The sequence below is a fragment of the Verrucomicrobiota bacterium genome (assembly GCA_039192515.1).
Lineage (GTDB): Bacteria > Verrucomicrobiota > Verrucomicrobiia > Methylacidiphilales > JBCCWR01 > JBCCWR01.
Genome location: JBCCXA010000005.1, coordinates 60,963 through 79,836 on the forward strand (window position 1 = coordinate 60,963; position 18,874 = coordinate 79,836).

Genomic DNA, 18,874 nt, shown 5'->3' on the forward strand with positions numbered 1-18,874 from the left:
ATAGATTCTAGTGATTTATGATGAAGCCATCAAGTGGCTGCTCCATTTGCGCAGCCAAGGAATGAAATTTGGGTTGGAGAATATTACCTCTCTATGTAATAGACTAGGCAATCCTCAAAATAATTTAAGGATTATTCACTTTGCTGGAACTAATGGCAAAGGATCTGTAATCCAACTCGTTGCCTCTGTCCTAAAGGAAGCGAGTTTGAAAGTAGGGGTTTATACTTCGCCCCATTTAATTTCTTTCCGCGAAAGAATTGCCATCGAAGGTATGATGATTTCTAAAGAAGAAATTGTCGCATGGGTTAATAAGCTCAGATCCCTCGATCTACAGATGACATTTTTTGAAGCAACTACTGCTATAGCTCTAGGACATTTTAATAAACATAGTGTTGACTGGGTTCTGCTCGAAACTGGCATGGGCGGAAGGTTGGATGCCACCAATATTGTTCAACCTGAACTCAGTGTCATTACAAGCATTGGTTTGGATCATATGAGATTTCTTGGCTCTACACTGGAAGAAATAGCCACCGAGAAAGCAGGGATCATCAAGAATGATGTCCCTGTTGTTATTGGAGATTTACCTAAAGAGGCCAGAAAAGCAGTAGAGAGAAAAGCTAGATCTACGGGCAGTGAAATAATCTATCACAACCAAAGAACGCTAAAACTACAGTTTCAATCACATCAGTTAGAGGGTATTGCCTTTACTTGGAATGATTCTGCATACTTTACTCGCTTAACTGGAAGTTATCAGCAAGAAAATATCCGCACGTCATGTGCTGTCTTAGATTGGTTATCAAAAAAAAAGAATGTTTCACTAGAATCGAGCACTGTCGCGAAGGGCCTCATGCAAGTTATGTGGCCAGGGCGCTTTCAGGTTCTATCTTACGAGCCAATTCGAGTTCTTGACGGTGCTCACAATCGTCCTGCGCTCATATCTACGTTTGGAACGTGGATGAAATTAGTTGGCAAGAAACCTGAAATTATTTTATTCTCATGCCAGGGCTTAAGCAAGTGGAATGAGCTCAAGGAAGTCTTAGACAAGAAAGACTTCGAGTTGTGGCTAGTGCCTTTAAAGTCACCCGCTGCGATAGAGCCTGGTGAAATCAACGCATCATTAACTAGAGCAGAGTCCAAAGTTTTTACATCTATTAAGGAAGGTTGGGAAGCGGCCAAGGCATCCCAAAGAACCATCCTAGTCATAGGGTCTTTATATCTTGTAGGCGAAGTGATTTCTATAGACAAAAAAGCAGACCAAAAAGAGATAGCACTTAATTGGTGGTTCTCTAAATAAAGCCGCATTATGTCACAGAAGTTGAACAAGCAATCGTTGCTCCCATGAAAGCGCCCCAGCAGCAATAAGTATAGAAATAGCCTTTAGTAGACATCGCGCTGATAGCGTTTGGACTTTTGCAAGTCCTTCACATATGAGATAGCGTCTTCGAAGGGCTTTTCTCCAACTTTTGAAACAATGTTAATAAGCATGTCATGCACATCACCTGCCATACGCTGAGCATCACCACATACATAGAAATGGGCGCCATTCTCTAACCAATCATAGATTTCCTTAGCCTGTTGCTCCATGCGGTTTTGTACATAAACCTTGTGCTTCTGGTCTCTGGAAAATGCCAGATCCAACTTTGTAAGATATCCGTCTTTTAAGTAATCCTGCCATTCAAGCTGGTATAAGAAATCATAACTATAATGTTGATCACCAAAAAACAACCAACTTTTGCCCTTAGCCCCAACCGTAGCTCGCTCTTCTACAAAAGCTCGAAATGGAGCTACCCCAGTGCCTGGCCCTACCATAATAATTGGTGTATTATAATCCTCAGGTAATTTAAAATTTTTATTACGATTAACAAATGAGGGCACCGTATCTCCTACATCAATACGATCTGCTACATATGTGGAGGCCACACCTCTCCTTTTCCTTCCGTGACTTTCATACCTCACAACGGCAATAGTGAGATGAACTTCATCAGGATGCGCTTTCAAGCTTGAGGCTATCGAATACAACCTCGGCGGAATTTTCCTCATTAATCCGAGAAACTGCTGCGGTTCTAATCCTTTTACAGGAAAATCCGATAACATATCAACAGGCTGACGGCCCCAGAGATAATCCTTAACTGCGCTAGCTTCATCCTTGAGAAACTCTCCTAATTTCGCAGACTCGACTAAATCCTGGTATTTCTGAAGAACACTTTTGTTGAGCGTTGTAATATCAAAATCATTCGTCAAAGCATCGCTCAAAGCCTTTTTCTCACCACTCTTTAATGTCACCTCTGAAGAGGGATCAAAACCTCCTGCTTTCAAAACTGCCTCTACATCCTCTGAAGCATTTTTAGGCGTATAGGCAAAAACATCTCCAGGCTCATAGGTATAGCCTGAACCGTCCAATGAAAATTCCAAATGAAATGTCTCTTTTGAGGAGCCTCTACCGTTGAGCAATATGCGCTCGTTTAACACTGCCGGGAAAGGATTCTTTTTACTATAAGCCTCTTGGGGCTCCGCTACGACACTCGAAGGGCTAGCAACAACTGTTACAGAATCTTCCTGCTTATCTAGCTCTTCCACTACTTTTTTCAACCAGTCTTGAAAGGGTTCCTCAAAATCAACATCACAATCTTGACGAGGAACTAATCGACGCCCACCCAATTTCTCTAATTGTTGATCAAAATCTTTGCCTGTTTGACAAAATTTCTCGTAACTCACATCGCCGAGAGCACATACTGCAAAGTCACCAGAGAACGATGCCGCATCTTTTTTCATGACTTCTGCATGAAAATCAACTGCGGTCTCGGGCGGATCCCCGTCTCCCCATGTACTTGTAATAAGAAGCAGTGTATCTACTTTTGCTATCTGACTCCATTTGACATCTGCCATGCTCATGACAGATGTTTTCATGCCTCTAGCTTTGACTGCTTTTTTAGCCTCATCGGCCAGTCCTTCAGAATTTCCAGACTCACTGCCGTAAAGAATAGTGACTTCTTGGGGTTTGTTAGGAGCAATATCCGTATTAGTAACTTGAGCATCCAAAGCGCTTAGATAGCCGGCTATCCATGCTCTTTCGATTGGCGTTGAATTAGCGAGCAATAGCTCTAGCGCCTTTTTCTTATCTTGAGATATAGGGGCGTGGTTAGGAATTTGCATCTTCTGAGATCTCTTATTATATAAATATTAAGCGATGGAATATAGGAGAGAATCCCCTGTGACGCAACTTACTTGTGCTTGTCTCCAATCAAATTGAGTACTTGCGGCAAAATAAGCACACTTGCTATGAAGCAGTACCCAATGCCGATCATCATGAGCAACCCTAAACTAACTAGGCCTACATACTCACCGGTTATCATACAACCAAAACCAGTCATAGTCGTTAACGCAGATAGAAGAATGGCCTTACCTGTGCTAGCACTAAATAATTTAACCTTACCCTCCTCATTGTAACGATCTACCACATAAACCCCATAGGCCACCCCAATCCCTATAACTAATGGTAATGTAATAATATTCGCTGGGTTAAATTGAATACCAAATAGCCCCATGGTTCCTACTGTCCAGAGAATGCCTACACCTAGCGGTAGCAAGGTAATCAAAACTTGTTGGGTATTCCTAAAATGAATCGCTATCATAATAATAATGGCAACCATAGCCCAGCATGCTGCCTGCACGTAACTATCTTTGAGTGTTGTAATATAGATGTTATTTTGCACAGGTGTGCCCGTAGCATCAGGATCTACCTCTTTTAAATCTGCTACGAAAGCCACATTTGCTTCACGCTCCCAAACATCTTCTTTAGCTATCACTTCAAGCAGGACACGTCCATTCTTAGAAATATATCTCTCTCTGAGTTCTTCAGGCAAATCACTTGTGTCAAGTTCATCCAATTTAAAATCATCCACAGTTATCAAATCAGAACTCACAGGATTCTCCAGATCCATATTTTTAAGGAAAGTAAATTCATTTTTCATCCGGTTGAACAAGTTGATTTGATATTTAGATAAACGCCTGGATGCTTCCTCCTGGTCTAACGATTCCAGCACAGCCAATGAACGCTCTAGTGAGGGAATCAATTCTTCAAAGATACTGACTGCCTGTTTTGCACGCCCGCTCAGTAACTTTGCCTTACCTGCTTCACGGCGACCCTCTTTCGAGTATTCTAATAATGTCTTTAAATTATTTTTAGCTTTTTCAATATCCAGCTTAGAGCTGACATCAGCCTTAAACTCAAAGCTGTCTAACTCTTTCTTGAGTTCTGCTAGAATTTCTAGCTTCTTATCTTGATCTTTTGGCAGAAAAGTTTCTACCATCGCCTCCATTTCATCGGGTATCCTTGTCTTAAGCTCATTGAGCATTCCAATGGGACTATAAACGCTCTTAACTGTATCGTAGGACATGAGTTGAGCAATTTTTTGAAGTTCATCACTTTGATCTTCTGCAATGACAATACCTGGAATAAAGGAGTCTGCATCGGACTGCAGCAAACGATGTACCACACTAACTGCTGGCATTTCCGGGTTCTGGAGATTGAGCAAATTATAGTCAAATTTCACCTTGGGAAGCTGGCTGGCTGCCAGCAAACTAATAACCCCAGCAAAGCCCAACATCCATTTAGGATTCTTCACCAGAAAAGCATCTACCTTCTTACCTTTTTCACCTAGGGTCTGGAATCCAGACGGTTTTTCACTCTCTCGACAACCGTCCCGCAAAACCAATAAAGCGGGTAAAAGCACCAAACTAGCCAACAGGCACCATAGAATGCCAACACCTGCAATCACACCTAACTCACCCAGCCCTTTGAATTCATTGAAGCACATAGTTAAGAAAGCAGCAGTAGTTATGAGCCCCCCAACCAACACCGCAGATCCTGTGCATTTGATAGCTGCTATCACTGACTCCGTAACAATGTTACCCCGCAAACGCTCTTCTTCATAGCGGCCTAATATCTGTATTCCAAAATCAATCCCTAGCCCCATCAACATTAAGATAAATGCCTGCGAAATAATATTGAGATGCCCCACTGAAATAACTGCAAAACCAAGTGACCAAACCAACCCAAAAACTAAGGCTAATAAAGCAAGCAAAGGTCTTACAACTTCATGATAAGCAGCTATAAAAAAAAGAGCTATTAGGACAAATGCCAAAGAAGCGGCAATGATCATATCTTTCTCACTTTGCTTAAGTTCATCATCAAGCATTACTGGCTCGCCTGTGAGACCTAACTGCACCCCAGTAAAAGCTTCTGCCACTTCCTTCATATCTGCCCTCAAATCGCTAATCACTTCATCATAGGGATCAAACGCCTTGGAATTGCCCTCACCTGGAGTGAGCATCATAAGAAGCAATTTACCTTGCTCGAAACTAAGGTATTCCGTTGTGTCCATTTGAGCCAGCTCAGCTTCTATTTGCAAACTCCCCTGCTCATCCAACTCATTTAAGAACGCTTCTTTACTTAATGTTCCTTGGAGAGCAACATCCAAGTCATCAGAATCTATTGGGGAAGAGAGATCCGTCTCGAGCTTACTTAATTTATCAACCATCTGTTCAACAAAGGCGCCTAACTCATCCAAAGTTCCTTTAGCTCCTCGGTTCTGAGCAACCTTATCAAATTTCCTTAGAGCATTATCTAATAGAGAGTTGAAGTTAACTGCCGGCTGATTACCCTGGTTGCTAGCACTTAAGATATCTTTATAAGACTTAATAAGGGCTAAATGGCCATTTAAATCTTCTTCAGATTCGTAGAGTAATCCATGAGGCCTAAGCTTCTTGACCAAGTCTGATTGCTTGACCAACTTTTGCATCAAAGGACTGAAATCAATTTTATAAAAAGCATCCTCTATACCACTGCCTTCTTCCAAAAAGCGGTTTGCTAATTCATCTGCAACTTGTTTGTTAACCTCTACATTGGGCGACTCTATCACCACAACCATAGGATCCTTCGTTTCAAATTCTTCTAAATATGAAAGAAAGTTTTTCAAATCAGGGGAATCCTGATCAATAAGGTCATTGGTATTATTAAGAACACCAAGTTTAGTACAGGCTAGCAAAGCAGCTAAAATAAACAAGACCACTGCTGCTATAATAATTGAGCGAGGCCGTTTACATACTTGTCTTGCAAGTCTCTCTAACCAATGACTAAAAAGTTGCTCCAATTGCTGCATGAGAAAGAAAAAGTCTAGATACTGCTTTTTTATGAGACAACCTGATTTACGCTTTGAGCATTTATTTTCAACCACTCCCCAAACACAGTAGAATAGAGATAACCCCTAGCAGGAACTTTCGTGAGATTCTCTAGAGCCTGAACATAAGCAGCAACTTGACCTCCATAGAGTTCGACGAGACTCACCACATCCTTGACTCGATCTGTTTTCCAATCAACTACTATCCACTGCTTTTGTTTTAGATTATAGGCGGCTAAATCAATCACGCCATCTACACACCTCTGTTCATTATCAATTACAACCAAATCCCAAAAAGGCAGCTCGTGATGAATCACCCACTCTTGTGAGGACAAAATCTCTGCTATCTCAGATTTCCTTAATAAATCAAACTCATACTCAGCACGCTTGACCATACCCGTCTGAGTCTTCATTTGATCAAAGAGTAAAAGCCACGAAGCTTGATCTTCCTTCCACTGTATCCTCTCAACAAACTGGTGCCACCACGTACCGTACTGAATACCCGGATTGTCTTCAGCGGGAATTGGCCACTCCACTTCGTAATCATCAAAATGTTTTTCCACTTTAGGATTATCTGAATGAGTTAATTCATGAGGCAGCATTCTTTTACAAATGGACCAAGAAATTTTCCTTGCCTGATCAACTTGCTTCTCCCATCCCACTTCCTCCACCTTACCATGAGGATTTTGCAATTCCTGCAATTCTAACGACTTGTCCTCTACAAGTTCTTTACTCAATTTTTCCCAGACCTCTAATTGATCTAATTGCATCACTCGGTGAAAAGAGTTCTGCCCCCTCTTCCTTGTTTGTTCAAACAATGCCTCATCATCAATCAATAAAAGCGTATGTTTAGCCCGAGTCATGGTTACGTAGGCAATCCTAGATAACTCCTGAGTTCTTGCATTTAGAAGAGCTGCTTTGAAATCATTACGCATCTGATTGGGATGTAGAACTAACTCACTCATTCCATCAGCCGGATTTCTCATCACTCTCGGGTAGGCTTCAGATTTCACCTCAATATTCGCACTTATGAAAGGAACAACCACAGCGTCCCACTGCAACCCTTTAGCTTTCTGGGAAGTAATCAACTGGATTGCGTCATCTCTTATCCTAGGCTCCTCCTTGACTTCCATTCTAAAGCCTGACTCTAATTCCTCCACCCATTGACCTAAATAAACACCCCTTTCCTCTGCAGCATCTGCCTGCATAAGGAGAACATTTAGCTCACCTTCAATATCCACACCTTCAAAAACAAGCTCTTGCTCTTCTAGGATTTTCTCGACAGCAGCAGCAGCATTTAACCTGCCTAAAAGATCTATTTGGTCTACGGCAAACCGCACTGCCTCGCCTAAAGGCAGATTGGTGCTAGATTCTTTCAAATTTTTTAGATTCTTTAATGCATCAGCAACCTTGCTTGCTTTACCCTTAATCTTAACTTGCTTCACTGTATAATTAAACTCTCCCCGCTGGCTTTTGAATTCGTACAAAACCTGGTCCGACAATCCAAAAAGCTCACGTAACACACCAACCACCTCATACGTGCGCCAAGGATAAACCAAACTCACAAAAAGCCCCAAAAACCAAGCCATTACAGGACTATCTCCTCGAACGCGACTGGCGGAATGCAAGTCCACTTTCAATCCCTCGGCCTGTAGCGCTTGGGCAACAGGTTCAAGCCAAGCTCTTCTCGGACATAAAATAGCTACCTGACTCCATGAACTCGCCTGTAATTTTTCTAGCCCTGATACAACCAATTGCTTTGCCAGCCATTGAGCTTCTAGAAATCTGCACCGCTCTTGATTCAATTTCTGGGCTTGAATTTGATCCATCGGGAAAGCCCATCTAACCACTTGCCCCGGGAACGGATCAGGTCTTTCTCTAAGTGGAACAAAGGCAGCTTGCCCTAAATCACCATTTAAGAGAGATGGAAAACAAGCGTTCACAAACTTCACAACCTTCTCATCACAGCGGAATGTCACTTCAAATGTCACCGACTCACCTGCCCGGCACACTAACTTATGAGCGCGCTTATAAATTTCTAGGTTAGCTCTACTGCTATAAATTGATTGCTGAGGGTCTCCTACCATGACAAAACTACCTTGGCGAAACTGCCCTTGTTCATCCCTAGCAAGCTCAAGTAACAGATCAAACTGTTGCGGATCTGTATCCTGAGCCTCATCTAGGATTACTCGACACTCCATTTCACGAACTTTTGCTCTTACAAAAGGCTTCCTCAACAGCCGTTTAGCTAGAGCTATCTGGTCTTCATATTTTAAAGCCCCTTTTCGCACTCGGAATTGTTGATACTGCTCCGAAAGCTGCCACACAACCGGCAGCAAAATTAGTCCGGCCTGCTTTGACAGTCCCCCAAAAGCGTCATTCCACTCCTCTAGCAATTTCTTGCTGGTACCGTATGGAGCAGGAAGCCCTACATAACCATCATGCTGCTTCCATTTAACATACCAGCTTTTGGCCAGTGCCTTGCTTTTTATGACATTCTTTGCGCCAGGACCATTCTCAACTAGTGCTTCCAAACCTCGAAGCCCATCAAAGTTCAACGCTTCTGGCGGATTGCTATCTCCAACCTGCACATACCTAGCTAGAGGCAATATCTCGTCCAGACCAACTAATCGCAAAGCATTGGATACATCTTGTCCATTTAAGACAGCCTCGCAAGAAAGTCCCTTCTGTAAAAATTCGTGCCAAAGTTTTTCATCATTTTGCACCACCTCAAAAGTGGCAGGCAACCCAACTTGAAAGCCAAACTGCTTAAGCAGCTTAACACAGAAGCCATGAATCGTCCCAAAAAACGCTTGGTTAAAACACCTCATCGTCCTAGAAGACAGCCTTGTGCTAATAATAGCTTCACGGGCCCGCTGCTGAATCTCCAAAGCTGCTTTATTCGTGTAGGTCACTACTACCAAAGATGAAAGTAACGCTTCTGAACTCTGATCCTGCGTTTTAGCAAGTTGAAGTATACGCTGTGTAATAGCGTATGTCTTACCTACGCCAGCAGGAGCAATAACAGAAAAATTCTTTTGAACCTCTTCGGCAAAGAAGTCTCTGGCGTCTTGATCAATGAGCATGAAAAAAAGCCTCCAAACCTTTATGTGTCTTCATCCACTTTTCTATCAAGAGCTTCCCATCGACTGGCAAAGTTGCTAACGGGTAGACACCACTAAAAGAATATTGGTTAAATAAGCTACCTGACCAGCCTATCACTCCATGAGATTGAATTTTATTTAGCCCCTCGAGCACTGAATTCCATTCAGCATCTTCGTTGGCTCTTAACAGTTTTTCTTTCAAAGCAGAACGTGCAGACAGGAGATTACCAAAACCGTTTTCGCCTAGTGACTCTTTGAGTGCTTTCACGTAAATTGCTACCTGAAGACCCTTACCCTTTTTCAGACTTGCGGCGCTTAGTAGATCAGGATCACCCGTTTTAAAATCAATCACCCACCATTCTCTAGAGGCTTGATGAGTCAAGAGTAGATCTAGCCTGCCAGAAACATCCATCTCACCTGAGCCAAACTGAAGCTTCGACCCCTCTACAAGTTTCTTCTCTACCTCTACCTTCCAACCATCGCCGAAATCATTCAGCTTAAGACCAATATCACCAGCAATCGATCTCCCTCTTCTTACCACACTATCAACCCATTCCGGCACATGCTTGTCTACAGATTGATAAACTTCCCAGAGAGTGCCTCGAGTTTTTTTCATTCGCTCATCCAGAGCCTCATGCAAAAGTCCTACTCTATGAGTGTCATCTAGTCCTTTGCCATTCTGAAATACCTCTAATAAAGCCTGGCCAAGCCACTTATGAACCCAGACTCCTAAAGCTTTCTGCATGACTTTTTCTGAAAACCATGAATCCTTGGGTATAACTCTTAGATATTTCTTAAGCCAAAGCTCAGCCGATGAACTGTTGAGAAGTTCCCAATCACTGGCATTCCAAATAACTAAAGGCATAGGCCTACTTATTAAGGCAAACTCATACTCACCAAATACTCCCTTGGTCCTCCTCGCTAGATAGGCCTTACGTATATCTTCATATTGTCTTTTACCATTACAAGGAAAAGGTCTGCTCTCATTGGCCAAATTTATAACGCTTTTTTGCTTTTTAAGATCCGCTCCATGCAGAACATGATAAATTAGATTATAGAAATCACCTCTGGCCACTGCATTGCCAGATGGTTCTAGGCCTTGCTCAGATGAGGTAATAGCCAACTTGCTAGTAACACTCTCTAGCACATTAAGCACTTGCTTCTGCTCGAGCCACAGCTTTTCTTCCGACCTCAAAAGTAGTCCATGTTTTCTTAAATCGACAAAAGAGAGTTCCTCATTCTGCCTTAAAGCAGTTCGATTCAATTTCTTAATCAAAGCATCCCCAAGAAATCCCTCCGGGCTTTCAAGCCGAGGCCAACCATCTTCCGAAAGACCACTTAATACCAGATGTGTCCAGGAAACACCCTCGGCACGATTATATGGAAGTACCTCAACTCTACCTAGGAATTCATTCCCATGATCGCCACGAACACGCATCATTGAGTTCGCTATTTCTCTCAACCATTTCACATAGAGTGAACGACTTACTTTTTGATCAATTCTATTGATAATACCAACACGCTTCTCAATTGCCCCCAATAAAACAGTCCAACCCAAAAGCTCAAACAACTCCTTCAATTGAACATGAAAATCAACAGCCCTAGCGAAAGATTCCAGAAGCCCAATTTTCTTTAGCCAAGCTCCAACCTGCTTAGCTTTTGGCGAACCTAGGCGTTCCAACCAACTTAAAGCAACTAGGTAATGCTCGCTCAGAGTCTCATGAAAGCTTTGTTTAAGAGCATAACCCACCTCTGTCATGGAGAACGGACATCCAGCTAAAGCCTTGGGGTAGCTATTAATAAAAAGCAGAAAACTAGAAATAGTCTGATGCTCTTGAAAATCTAACCAGAGCTTAAATGAATCTGCCTCATATGGGCCTGGCCTGAAGTGTCCTAAGGCATCGTAATGTGCAATTCCACTTTGCTCAAGCCTTCTTGCTACTTCACGGCTTAAAACACCTGGACCAGGCACTAAGACGCCGACTCTTTCAGCACCCTCTGCCAAGAAAGCAACCACTTGCCTAAATGCTATTCGTGCCTCCTCATAGACGTTTTCAGCAAGCGCAAAGCTCACCGAACCTTCTGGTAAATCAGGCTTCTCAGCGTTCCCTCCAGACTCTATTGCCAGCGCTAGCCTCTCGAAGGGTTTGTCTATTTGAGAATTCCTCGAATAAGCAACTTCAAAGCTTGAATGCGTGATATGTTCCCAAGAGTTTATCCAGATCTGATCCGACTCTTCACCTTTCCACCGAGGCGCGTATACGGCCATAGCAAATGTTGCCGAGCCAACATAAGCGGCCAGCAATAATCCTCTCCATTTCCAAGACTCGCTACCAAACCCGACTACGCATACCGATTGAAAGATCTGAGGCATTTTTCTATCTCGAATTTTTTTTAGAATCTCATTCTCTACTTCCATAGGGGATTTAAGCTCCAAAGACTGATATCTCGTTTTAACTTGATTTAAAATTCTCGAAAGCTCTAGCCCTACATGGTCCACGAAGGAATGCCCTGCCCCTTCAACTTCATTTCTCGCTTTAACTAGTAAGGAGGGATCTTCAGACAAAGAATAGGCCAGATTACTATCCTCTAACTCACTTTCTAGCCCTAACATGAATCCTAAACTTTCAGCGTCTAGGACATCATCACTTAGACCTAATTTACCCCAAAGATATTTTTTGCATTCTTGGGGCGACCATATACAAACCCCAACCATGCCGAGCCCATTACTGATCAACCTGCGTTTTATCTCGTATAATAGACTTCGATTAGGAACCAGCAGAAGAGAGATCTTTGATTGTTTCCAAGCGTTTTTTGCTTGTTTGACAATCCAGTCTTCTAGTCTGTAATTCCAAACATCTTCAAAGGTCTCAGCCATGATCATCCACTTCTCATTGGGCTGATCATTACTTTCTCCTTCTAAATCAAGGTCCAACTCATCTTGCTTATTCGTCACAGACATCTATTAAGATTCCACACTTTTCGCTAAATAGCAGACTCTATTTTACACTCCACAGTTTGATCTTCATTGCCATCAGGACCTCTTGTATTTTTTCGAGATATCATGTAACTATACTTAAATCCGCAGCATTTTTATTTTATTATGTCGTCCATTCTAATTGTCGAGGATCACCAGGTATTACTTGCTCAAATCACCCAGGCAATGCGTGATGAATTCCCTGAATTCACCATTCTACCTGCTCGAGGTGTAGATGAGGCTCAAGTTTTGATTTCAGAATACGAAGTTCCTTATTTTATCATCGATATTTTTTTACAGGATGGAAACGGTATAGATTTTCTTTGCGATGTTAAGACAATTGAGCCGGACTCTTTAGCTATTCTTATGACAGGAAATGATACAAAAGACTACCAAGATCAAATCCAATCCCTTGGCATTCTCAAAGTACTCGAAAAGCCCTTCAATCCAGTCTCTGCAGCAAAATTACTGCGTCGATCAATAGATTCTGAAAATCAAAAGGATACTTGCGATAGCCAATTCCAAGCTTCCCTTTCTAATCTAACTAGTGTCGACATTATCCAATTAAAATGTTTCTCGCGAGCAACTCAGGTCCTTCAATTTCAGTCAGCCGAGGGCGCAACTGGAAAACTCTACTTTCAACGAGGTGAAATCTTACATGCAGTCGTTGAAGATACGACCGGAATGGATGCCTTTACTACTATAGTCCGTTGGAAGGGCGGGAGAGTCACTGAAATTGCAGAGCCTATTTCCAACAAGAGAACACTTCATTCAGACTGGCAGTCTTTATTACTAGATACCGTTCATAGAATAGACGAGGATGCAGTAGCCTCACTTGACCACAAGACTGTTTCCTCCTAATTTGTAGCCATGAGCATACGTATTCTTACGATTGATGACAGCCATACTCTCAGGTTGTTTATTTCTCGTAGTTTACAAAAGCAGAGCAAGGATTTTGAAATATCCACTGCTGAAAATGGGCATACTGGGCTTTCTATGGCACGAGAAGCATTACCTGATCTTATATTGCTCGACTACGTCCTTCCTGATTTCAATGGAGACCAAGTGTGCCAAAAGCTGCTTGATGGTGCCTCAACTAAGGATATTCCGGTAGTTTTCCTTAGCAGTAATATTAATGAGGCCCGTCAAGCGGCAACGAAATACACTAATATCAAGAGGACTCTAGCCAAGCCATTTACACCAGAGCTCTTATATGCCACAATCAACTTTGTTTTACGAAGGACTAGCTCTCGTGACTTACAGAACGGCCACTCTGACTTCACTAAAAAAGAATCTCAGAGGTCCCCGCGTAGCATTACGAAACCAGTAAGCAGAAAGGGTGCAAAGACCAAAAGGATCGCTAGCCATTTAAGCAATCATTTTGAAGCACAAGACAATGAGTCAGCTCCTAAAAATGAAACAAGCACAAAGAAAAGTAAAGCGCCACAAACAAAGCCATTAGCATTGAAAACTGCTATGACGCCCACACTTATTTTTCGCGGACGCACCTCACATTTCCTTTTAAGCCAAGCCTTAAGGGCTATACATGACCAGAGACTCACAGGAGTGCTTCGAACATTTCTCCAGAAAGATGCTCAAGAGCTCTATGTAAGCAAGGGTCAGGTCCTCTTTAATACTACTAGAAACGTTCCATACTATTTACAGGGGGCGAACCTAAATTTTCCAGATGATCAAAAAGAGATCTTGAATCTTGCCACTCACCAACAAAGCCAGTTGGGCCAGCCATTTTTCCTTAGCCTCTTTAAGGACAATATTCTTACCCAAGAAAAAGCCAACAACCTCACGTTGCAATTTGGCAGCTATCTATTTTCTCGCAACTGGCTTGCAACCGATATCATGTTTGAATTTCAAGCACTCTTGCAATTTCCAGATTTTGTCACAAACTCAAATTTATCTTCATTAACCATGCAAGAATGGACGATGGAGAGCCTCAGAAGCATTAGCACACGGGACCTCAGCCAACTTCCCATATTGCTTGATGAGCGGGGAATTCCAGGGTATACCCCTTTGGGTTTTGATATTATTTACAAATATCCACTTAACGAAGATGATGTGAAGTTCGCCCAGCTCGTTGACAAATCACAGAAGACCGTGGGAGAGATTGCTCAGCAGCTTGAACTGAGCATCGACCAGGCAAAGCTTATCCTCTTCCGTTATATCTCTTTGGAGATTTTCCAGTACTGGCCGATAGCTACGACTAAACCATGACGACAGCGCCCGTAAAACTAGATGCTCTATCCAATAAAGTATATCTATTTTCTTGGCTCGAAGAAGATAAATTAAACTTCCTTTTTAATAAGGCTCAGATTATTTCACTCGACTCAGGCAATATTTGCATCGAATCTGAAGCACCTAACGATGGCATCCATATCGTTTGTTCTGGAAGCATAGAAGTTCTTAGCGGATCAGAGGAGAGTAGGGATGTGCTATGCACTCTTATAGAAGGCGATTTCTTTGGCGAACAATGCCTGCTCCAGAAGAGTATCACAAGGGCTACTTTCAAGGCACTGGAGGATAAGACACTTGTCTATTTTATATCGAATGATTTACTTCAGGAATTTGAGGCAAGCTACCCTGATCAGTTTGCCATCCTTATTTCAAACTTAGCCCGCTTTTATTCACGCACCCTAAGATCATTAAATGATAGATTGAGTTTAAGCTCTCAAGCCCATGGACCACACTCACAGTAATCACTTTTCAGAGTCGATGGAATCATTCTTTAAGAACAACCCAGCGTTAATGACTTTCCAAAAAATCCCACTTTTTCAAAAACTCTCTCAGGACTCCCTTCTAACTCTTTATATTGCCTCAAAAGAAACTATCGTCCAGAAAGACGACTGTATTGTTAGCGAAGGCACGGCTGGTGATGAACTGTACATCATAGGAAGAGGCAAAGTAGATGTTTTCAAAGACTATGGTCAAAGTAACCAAGTCCACCTTTCTACATTAGGTCATAATGCTTGTTTTGGTGAAATGTGCATTATAGAGCCTATTGTCAGAAGTGCTTCCGTTGTAGCTGCAGAAACATCGATTCTCTATTCAATAACCTGCAACAGCCTAAATAAGCTCTACCAAATATGGCCTGATCAACATACTCAAATCATGAAAAATCTTTGCACCAATCTTACTGAGAGAATAGCCACCATGGACAAATCCTTTCTAATGAGAGCTTGCTAACTATACTCGCTAGATATGACGAGCGCCCAAACTTGCATCAGGCATTCACATATTAAATCCTCTAATACTTGTGCACCATATTAATAATTTGCTAAATAAGTCTAGAGCTGTAGATTCTAAATCTATGAAAAAATTAGCCCTAGCATTATTATTTGGAATATTTGTTGCACTCTCAGTTCCTACTTACACATACGCACACTGCGGAGGTTGTTCTTCTGACAAGAAGGATAAAGAAGCGGAGTGCTGCAAGAAAAAGGGCGAGAAAGAATGTTGCAAGAAGAAAGAAGATAAGAAGTAGGCTATCCTCTCATCTCTGCAAAATTCTTTTTCATTAAAGACTCTAATGACTAGTAAAGTAGCGGATCTTAGAAGAACAAAATAATAAAGCTCAACGTTTAGTTAGCACATAAAAAAGGAGTGAAATTACACGTCGATGAAAAAAGTAATACTATCAATTGTATTTGGGGCACTAGTTGCTTTATCAGCACCTAATGGGGCTTATGCTCATTGTGGAAGTTGCTCAACCGATAAAGATGACAAGAAAGAGTGTCCATCAGGATGTAAGGGTAAAAAGGGTGACAAAGAGAAAGAGTAGTTAACGATTCTTTTCTTTACTCACAAATCTATCTAGAAACTCCTTCTGCACTATCGCGGTGTGAAGGAGTTTTTTGTGCCAAGTAAGCTCAATTATCAGCCAAGACGATATGATTTCCCAACAGAGCTTTTTACAACATGGCACTGGCTAATAATACCTCTTGGCTTTTCTTATACTTTACGACAAATTTTTTTCGTGAAGATAGTTTTAGCAGTAGCGCTGGGCAGCGCGCTAGGAGGAATACTTAGGTATTTGATATCTACTTGGGTAGACAGTAAGCTAGACCATCCACTGCCATGGGGAACAGTTATGGTCAACGTCATAGGTTGTCTGCTCATTGGGCTGGCGGCAGAACTGACAAATGCCCACGGTAAATGGGCTATGGAAGCATACTGGCGCTCGTTTCTTTTGCTAGGAATTCTGGGTGGATTTACGACTTTTTCTTCTTTTAGTCACCAAACACTTGAACTGTTCCATCTAGGCGAGTTTCTGCATGCCTCCCTGAATGTCATATTATCGGTTTGTTTATGTCTATTTAGCGTATATCTAGGCCATTTATTAGGCAATCACCTCAACCGTATCATATAAACCCATGAGCAGATTATTCATAATTAAAGTTACTGCTTATACATCCGAGATTATAGAAGAGCGTCTTGCGGGATTCTTCTTTTTCTCTATGCTGTAAGTATGCCATTCGGAGGTTTTCAGTCTTATTCATCTAGACAACCATTGTTTTACCTTGGGAACATAGCCTTTGATGCGACGACTTTACTCATTGCTATTCATATTATTTCAATGCTTCTTTGCACAGTAGTTTTGGCATTCGATCACACATCTTTACTTGGAGCACTCCATTGTAATATCATAAATTTGTCTGAAGGTTTTATCTGGACCCCATTTACCTATTCCTTTGTTCATTATATATCTACTGAGCATATATGGTTTGCCATTGAGATGCTTATGTTCTGGTGGTTTGGTAGAGAAGTAGAGGCCTTTATAAGCACGAAAAACTTCGGCTGGCTTTACGCCCTACTTATTATAGTTCCAGCATTTATTATGGTGCTGGTATCTGTATTCTCTGGTGTTCCTTATGACCTATGGGGATCAAAAGCTATTCACTTTTCTATCTTTTTAGGATTCGCCATTATCTATCCAAACGCCATGCTGCTATTTAACATACCAGCAAAGTGGATAGCCATCATCTTCTTGAGCATCTACAGCCTGGCATATCTTGCCCAAGGTGCATGGTTAGAACTTCTCTATACCTGGACAACGGTAGGCACTTGTTACTTATGCCTCAAAGCCTCTGGTGTAAGAGGAGGCTTCAATGTTTCAGAATGGCTCGCTTCCCAAAAAGAGAAAAGCGAGGTCAAGAAGTTCAAAGAAAGAGAGCGAGCTTACAAACAACAGCAAATTAAACACTCAGAGAGTGTGGACGCTATCCTTGAAAAAATCTCTCAACAGGGAATCAACAGCCTTTCAGATTCCGAAAAAGCGACACTCGAAAAAGCTAGGGCCAAGCTTTTTGAAAAAGACAAGGGCAAGTAACGTGCCTTATCCCCCAGACCTAGACCACCCGTGAGTGCTGCACCAAATCACAAGATAGAGAATCAAATCAGCGTCGATTGGGAGAAATGGCAGCCTAAAGAAGAAGGTGTTCTCTGCTTTATCCGTCCTACATCCGATCCTGAAAAAATTTTATTGATCGAAAAAAAGCGCGGACTGGGAGCTGGCAAAGTTAATGGACCTGGAGGACGAATCGAACCTGAGGAATCTCCCCTCGAAGCAGCGATCCGAGAAACGCAAGAGGAAGTGCAGCTGACTCCTATGAATTGCCATTGCCGTGGCATTCTCAATTTTCAGTTCATCGATGGTTATTCGCTGCGTTGCCATGTATTTCTAGCAAGCGAATACATGGGCGAAATGAAAGAGACAGATGAGGCGAAACCGTTCTGGCAGAATATACAAGAAATACCCTATGAGAATATGTGGGCCGATGATATCTACTGGCTACCTGCGCTATTGGAGGGCAAAAAGTTTCAAGGCAACTTCGTTTTTGATTCGGATAAAATGTTATATAACCATTTATCGATTCTAGATATTTCTAGCTAATTAGAACCAACCCCACCTGCCACACAAAAATACCAAAAAATGTGACAGATGGGGCTGTAACTCTACCCAGCAACTAAAGCTCCAAACTCCGGTATACCGCGAGACAATTGTTGAAATTTGACATCGCTTTCTACCGCTCGGTTAAGATGATCTATGGCTCGCGCTAAGGAATTCATCCTTGCGTGACAGCGAGCCGCTAAAAAATGCCATTCTGGGTCCTCATAACAGGTATTAGGGATGTTGTCCAACAACGTCGCAGCTAGTGCTATCTCATCCTGCTCTAGGGCCATCTCCACCTTTACCTTGATGACTGATGGATGCCTTCTTTCTTCGAATGAAAGATCATTCAAGGCCTCTGAGGCGGCTCCAAAATCTTTAAAATTGATGTTCTCTAAGATATTTTCCAATTTTTGATCTAGTTTTGTGTTCCTATACTCTTTAGGCTCTTCTTCAACCATCACTTCTCCTACATCTAAGCTGGTATTACCAGACGCATACACAGCCGCTCACATAAATACGAATGAAGCCTCCCAGCAATCATTACATTGTTGTTAACAGTAAAGTATGTACTTCGTCATATATCATGAGTACTTTAGTGTTTTTTTAAAAAAATATTATTTCTTTAAAAGAAAGAGCATTTTGATGATTCTCGAGAGAATGCTGATATCCCCCTCATCGCAGACTCGATCATGTTAAATGGGGATGATGC

The 18,874-nt window shown here is 42.0% G+C and carries 15 protein-coding genes; 10 read left to right on the forward strand and 5 right to left on the reverse strand.

Annotated features, from left to right (window positions below):
• Positions 1-61 precede the first annotated feature (61 nt).
• Positions 62-1,294: a folylpolyglutamate synthase/dihydrofolate synthase family protein gene (locus AAGA18_03900; protein MEM9444474.1), complete on the forward strand. Its 1,233-nt coding sequence runs from the start codon at positions 62-64 to the stop codon at positions 1,292-1,294.
• Positions 1,295-1,377: 83 nt separating this feature from the next.
• On the opposite strand, the gene AAGA18_03905 is transcribed toward AAGA18_03900, so the two are convergent.
• From AAGA18_03905 to AAGA18_03920, 4 genes are all read right to left on the reverse strand, one after another.
• Entirely contained in the window at positions 1,378-3,153 is a 1,776-nt protein-coding gene (locus AAGA18_03905; GenBank protein MEM9444475.1) for an assimilatory sulfite reductase (NADPH) flavoprotein subunit, read from the reverse strand.
• 68 nt (positions 3,154-3,221) lie between these two features.
• Positions 3,222-6,161, reverse strand: a complete 2,940-nt coding sequence (locus AAGA18_03910) for an MMPL family transporter (GenBank protein ID MEM9444476.1) — start codon at positions 6,159-6,161, stop codon at positions 3,222-3,224.
• Between the two features lie 29 nt (positions 6,162-6,190).
• Positions 6,191-9,265 carry a UvrD-helicase domain-containing protein gene (locus AAGA18_03915; protein ID MEM9444477.1) on the reverse strand — a complete coding sequence of 1,025 codons (3,075 nt, stop codon included), beginning with the start codon at positions 9,263-9,265 and terminating at the stop codon, positions 6,191-6,193.
• Entirely contained in the window at positions 9,255-12,245 is a 2,991-nt protein-coding gene (locus tag AAGA18_03920) for a PD-(D/E)XK nuclease family protein (GenBank protein MEM9444478.1), read from the reverse strand. The genes AAGA18_03915 and AAGA18_03920 overlap by 11 nt, the downstream gene beginning before the upstream one ends.
• A 141-nt stretch (positions 12,246-12,386) precedes the next feature.
• Here AAGA18_03920 and AAGA18_03925 point away from each other — a divergent pair, with 141 nt between their 5' ends.
• From AAGA18_03925 to AAGA18_03965, 9 genes are all read left to right on the forward strand, one after another.
• On the forward strand, positions 12,387-13,121 hold the full coding sequence (locus AAGA18_03925; protein ID MEM9444479.1) for a DUF4388 domain-containing protein: 735 nt from the start codon (positions 12,387-12,389) through the stop codon (positions 13,119-13,121).
• Positions 13,122-13,130: 9 nt separating this feature from the next.
• On the forward strand, positions 13,131-14,489 hold the full coding sequence (locus tag AAGA18_03930) for a response regulator (GenBank protein ID MEM9444480.1): 1,359 nt from the start codon (positions 13,131-13,133) through the stop codon (positions 14,487-14,489).
• The gene (locus AAGA18_03935; protein ID MEM9444481.1) at positions 14,486-14,971 is read left to right on the forward strand and encodes a cyclic nucleotide-binding domain-containing protein; all 486 of its coding nucleotides are present in this window, start codon (positions 14,486-14,488) and stop codon (positions 14,969-14,971) included. Before AAGA18_03930 ends, AAGA18_03935 begins: the two co-directional genes overlap by 4 nt.
• Positions 14,972-14,987: 16 nt before the next feature.
• Positions 14,988-15,458, forward strand: a complete 471-nt coding sequence (locus AAGA18_03940) for a cyclic nucleotide-binding domain-containing protein (GenBank protein ID MEM9444482.1) — start codon at positions 14,988-14,990, stop codon at positions 15,456-15,458.
• A 124-nt stretch (positions 15,459-15,582) separates the two neighbouring features.
• On the forward strand, positions 15,583-15,756 hold the full coding sequence (locus tag AAGA18_03945; protein ID MEM9444483.1) for a hypothetical protein: 174 nt from the start codon (positions 15,583-15,585) through the stop codon (positions 15,754-15,756).
• A 135-nt stretch (positions 15,757-15,891) separates the two neighbouring features.
• Complete coding sequence (locus AAGA18_03950; protein MEM9444484.1) at positions 15,892-16,053, forward strand: hypothetical protein; 162 nt, start codon at positions 15,892-15,894, stop codon at positions 16,051-16,053.
• 195 nt (positions 16,054-16,248) lie between these two features.
• The gene (gene crcB / locus AAGA18_03955) at positions 16,249-16,641 is read left to right on the forward strand and encodes a fluoride efflux transporter CrcB (GenBank protein MEM9444485.1); all 393 of its coding nucleotides are present in this window, start codon (positions 16,249-16,251) and stop codon (positions 16,639-16,641) included.
• 99 nt (positions 16,642-16,740) lie between these two features.
• On the forward strand, positions 16,741-17,601 hold the full coding sequence (locus AAGA18_03960) for a DUF6576 domain-containing protein (protein ID MEM9444486.1): 861 nt from the start codon (positions 16,741-16,743) through the stop codon (positions 17,599-17,601).
• A gap of 30 nt (positions 17,602-17,631) precedes the next feature.
• Positions 17,632-18,165, forward strand: coding sequence for an 8-oxo-dGTP diphosphatase (locus tag AAGA18_03965; protein MEM9444487.1), 534 nt, complete (start codon positions 17,632-17,634; stop codon positions 18,163-18,165).
• A 62-nt stretch (positions 18,166-18,227) separates the two neighbouring features.
• On the opposite strand, the gene AAGA18_03970 is transcribed toward AAGA18_03965, so the two are convergent.
• The gene (locus AAGA18_03970) at positions 18,228-18,665 is read right to left on the reverse strand and encodes a hypothetical protein (GenBank protein ID MEM9444488.1); all 438 of its coding nucleotides are present in this window, start codon (positions 18,663-18,665) and stop codon (positions 18,228-18,230) included.
• Positions 18,666-18,874: the final 209 nt, after the last annotated feature.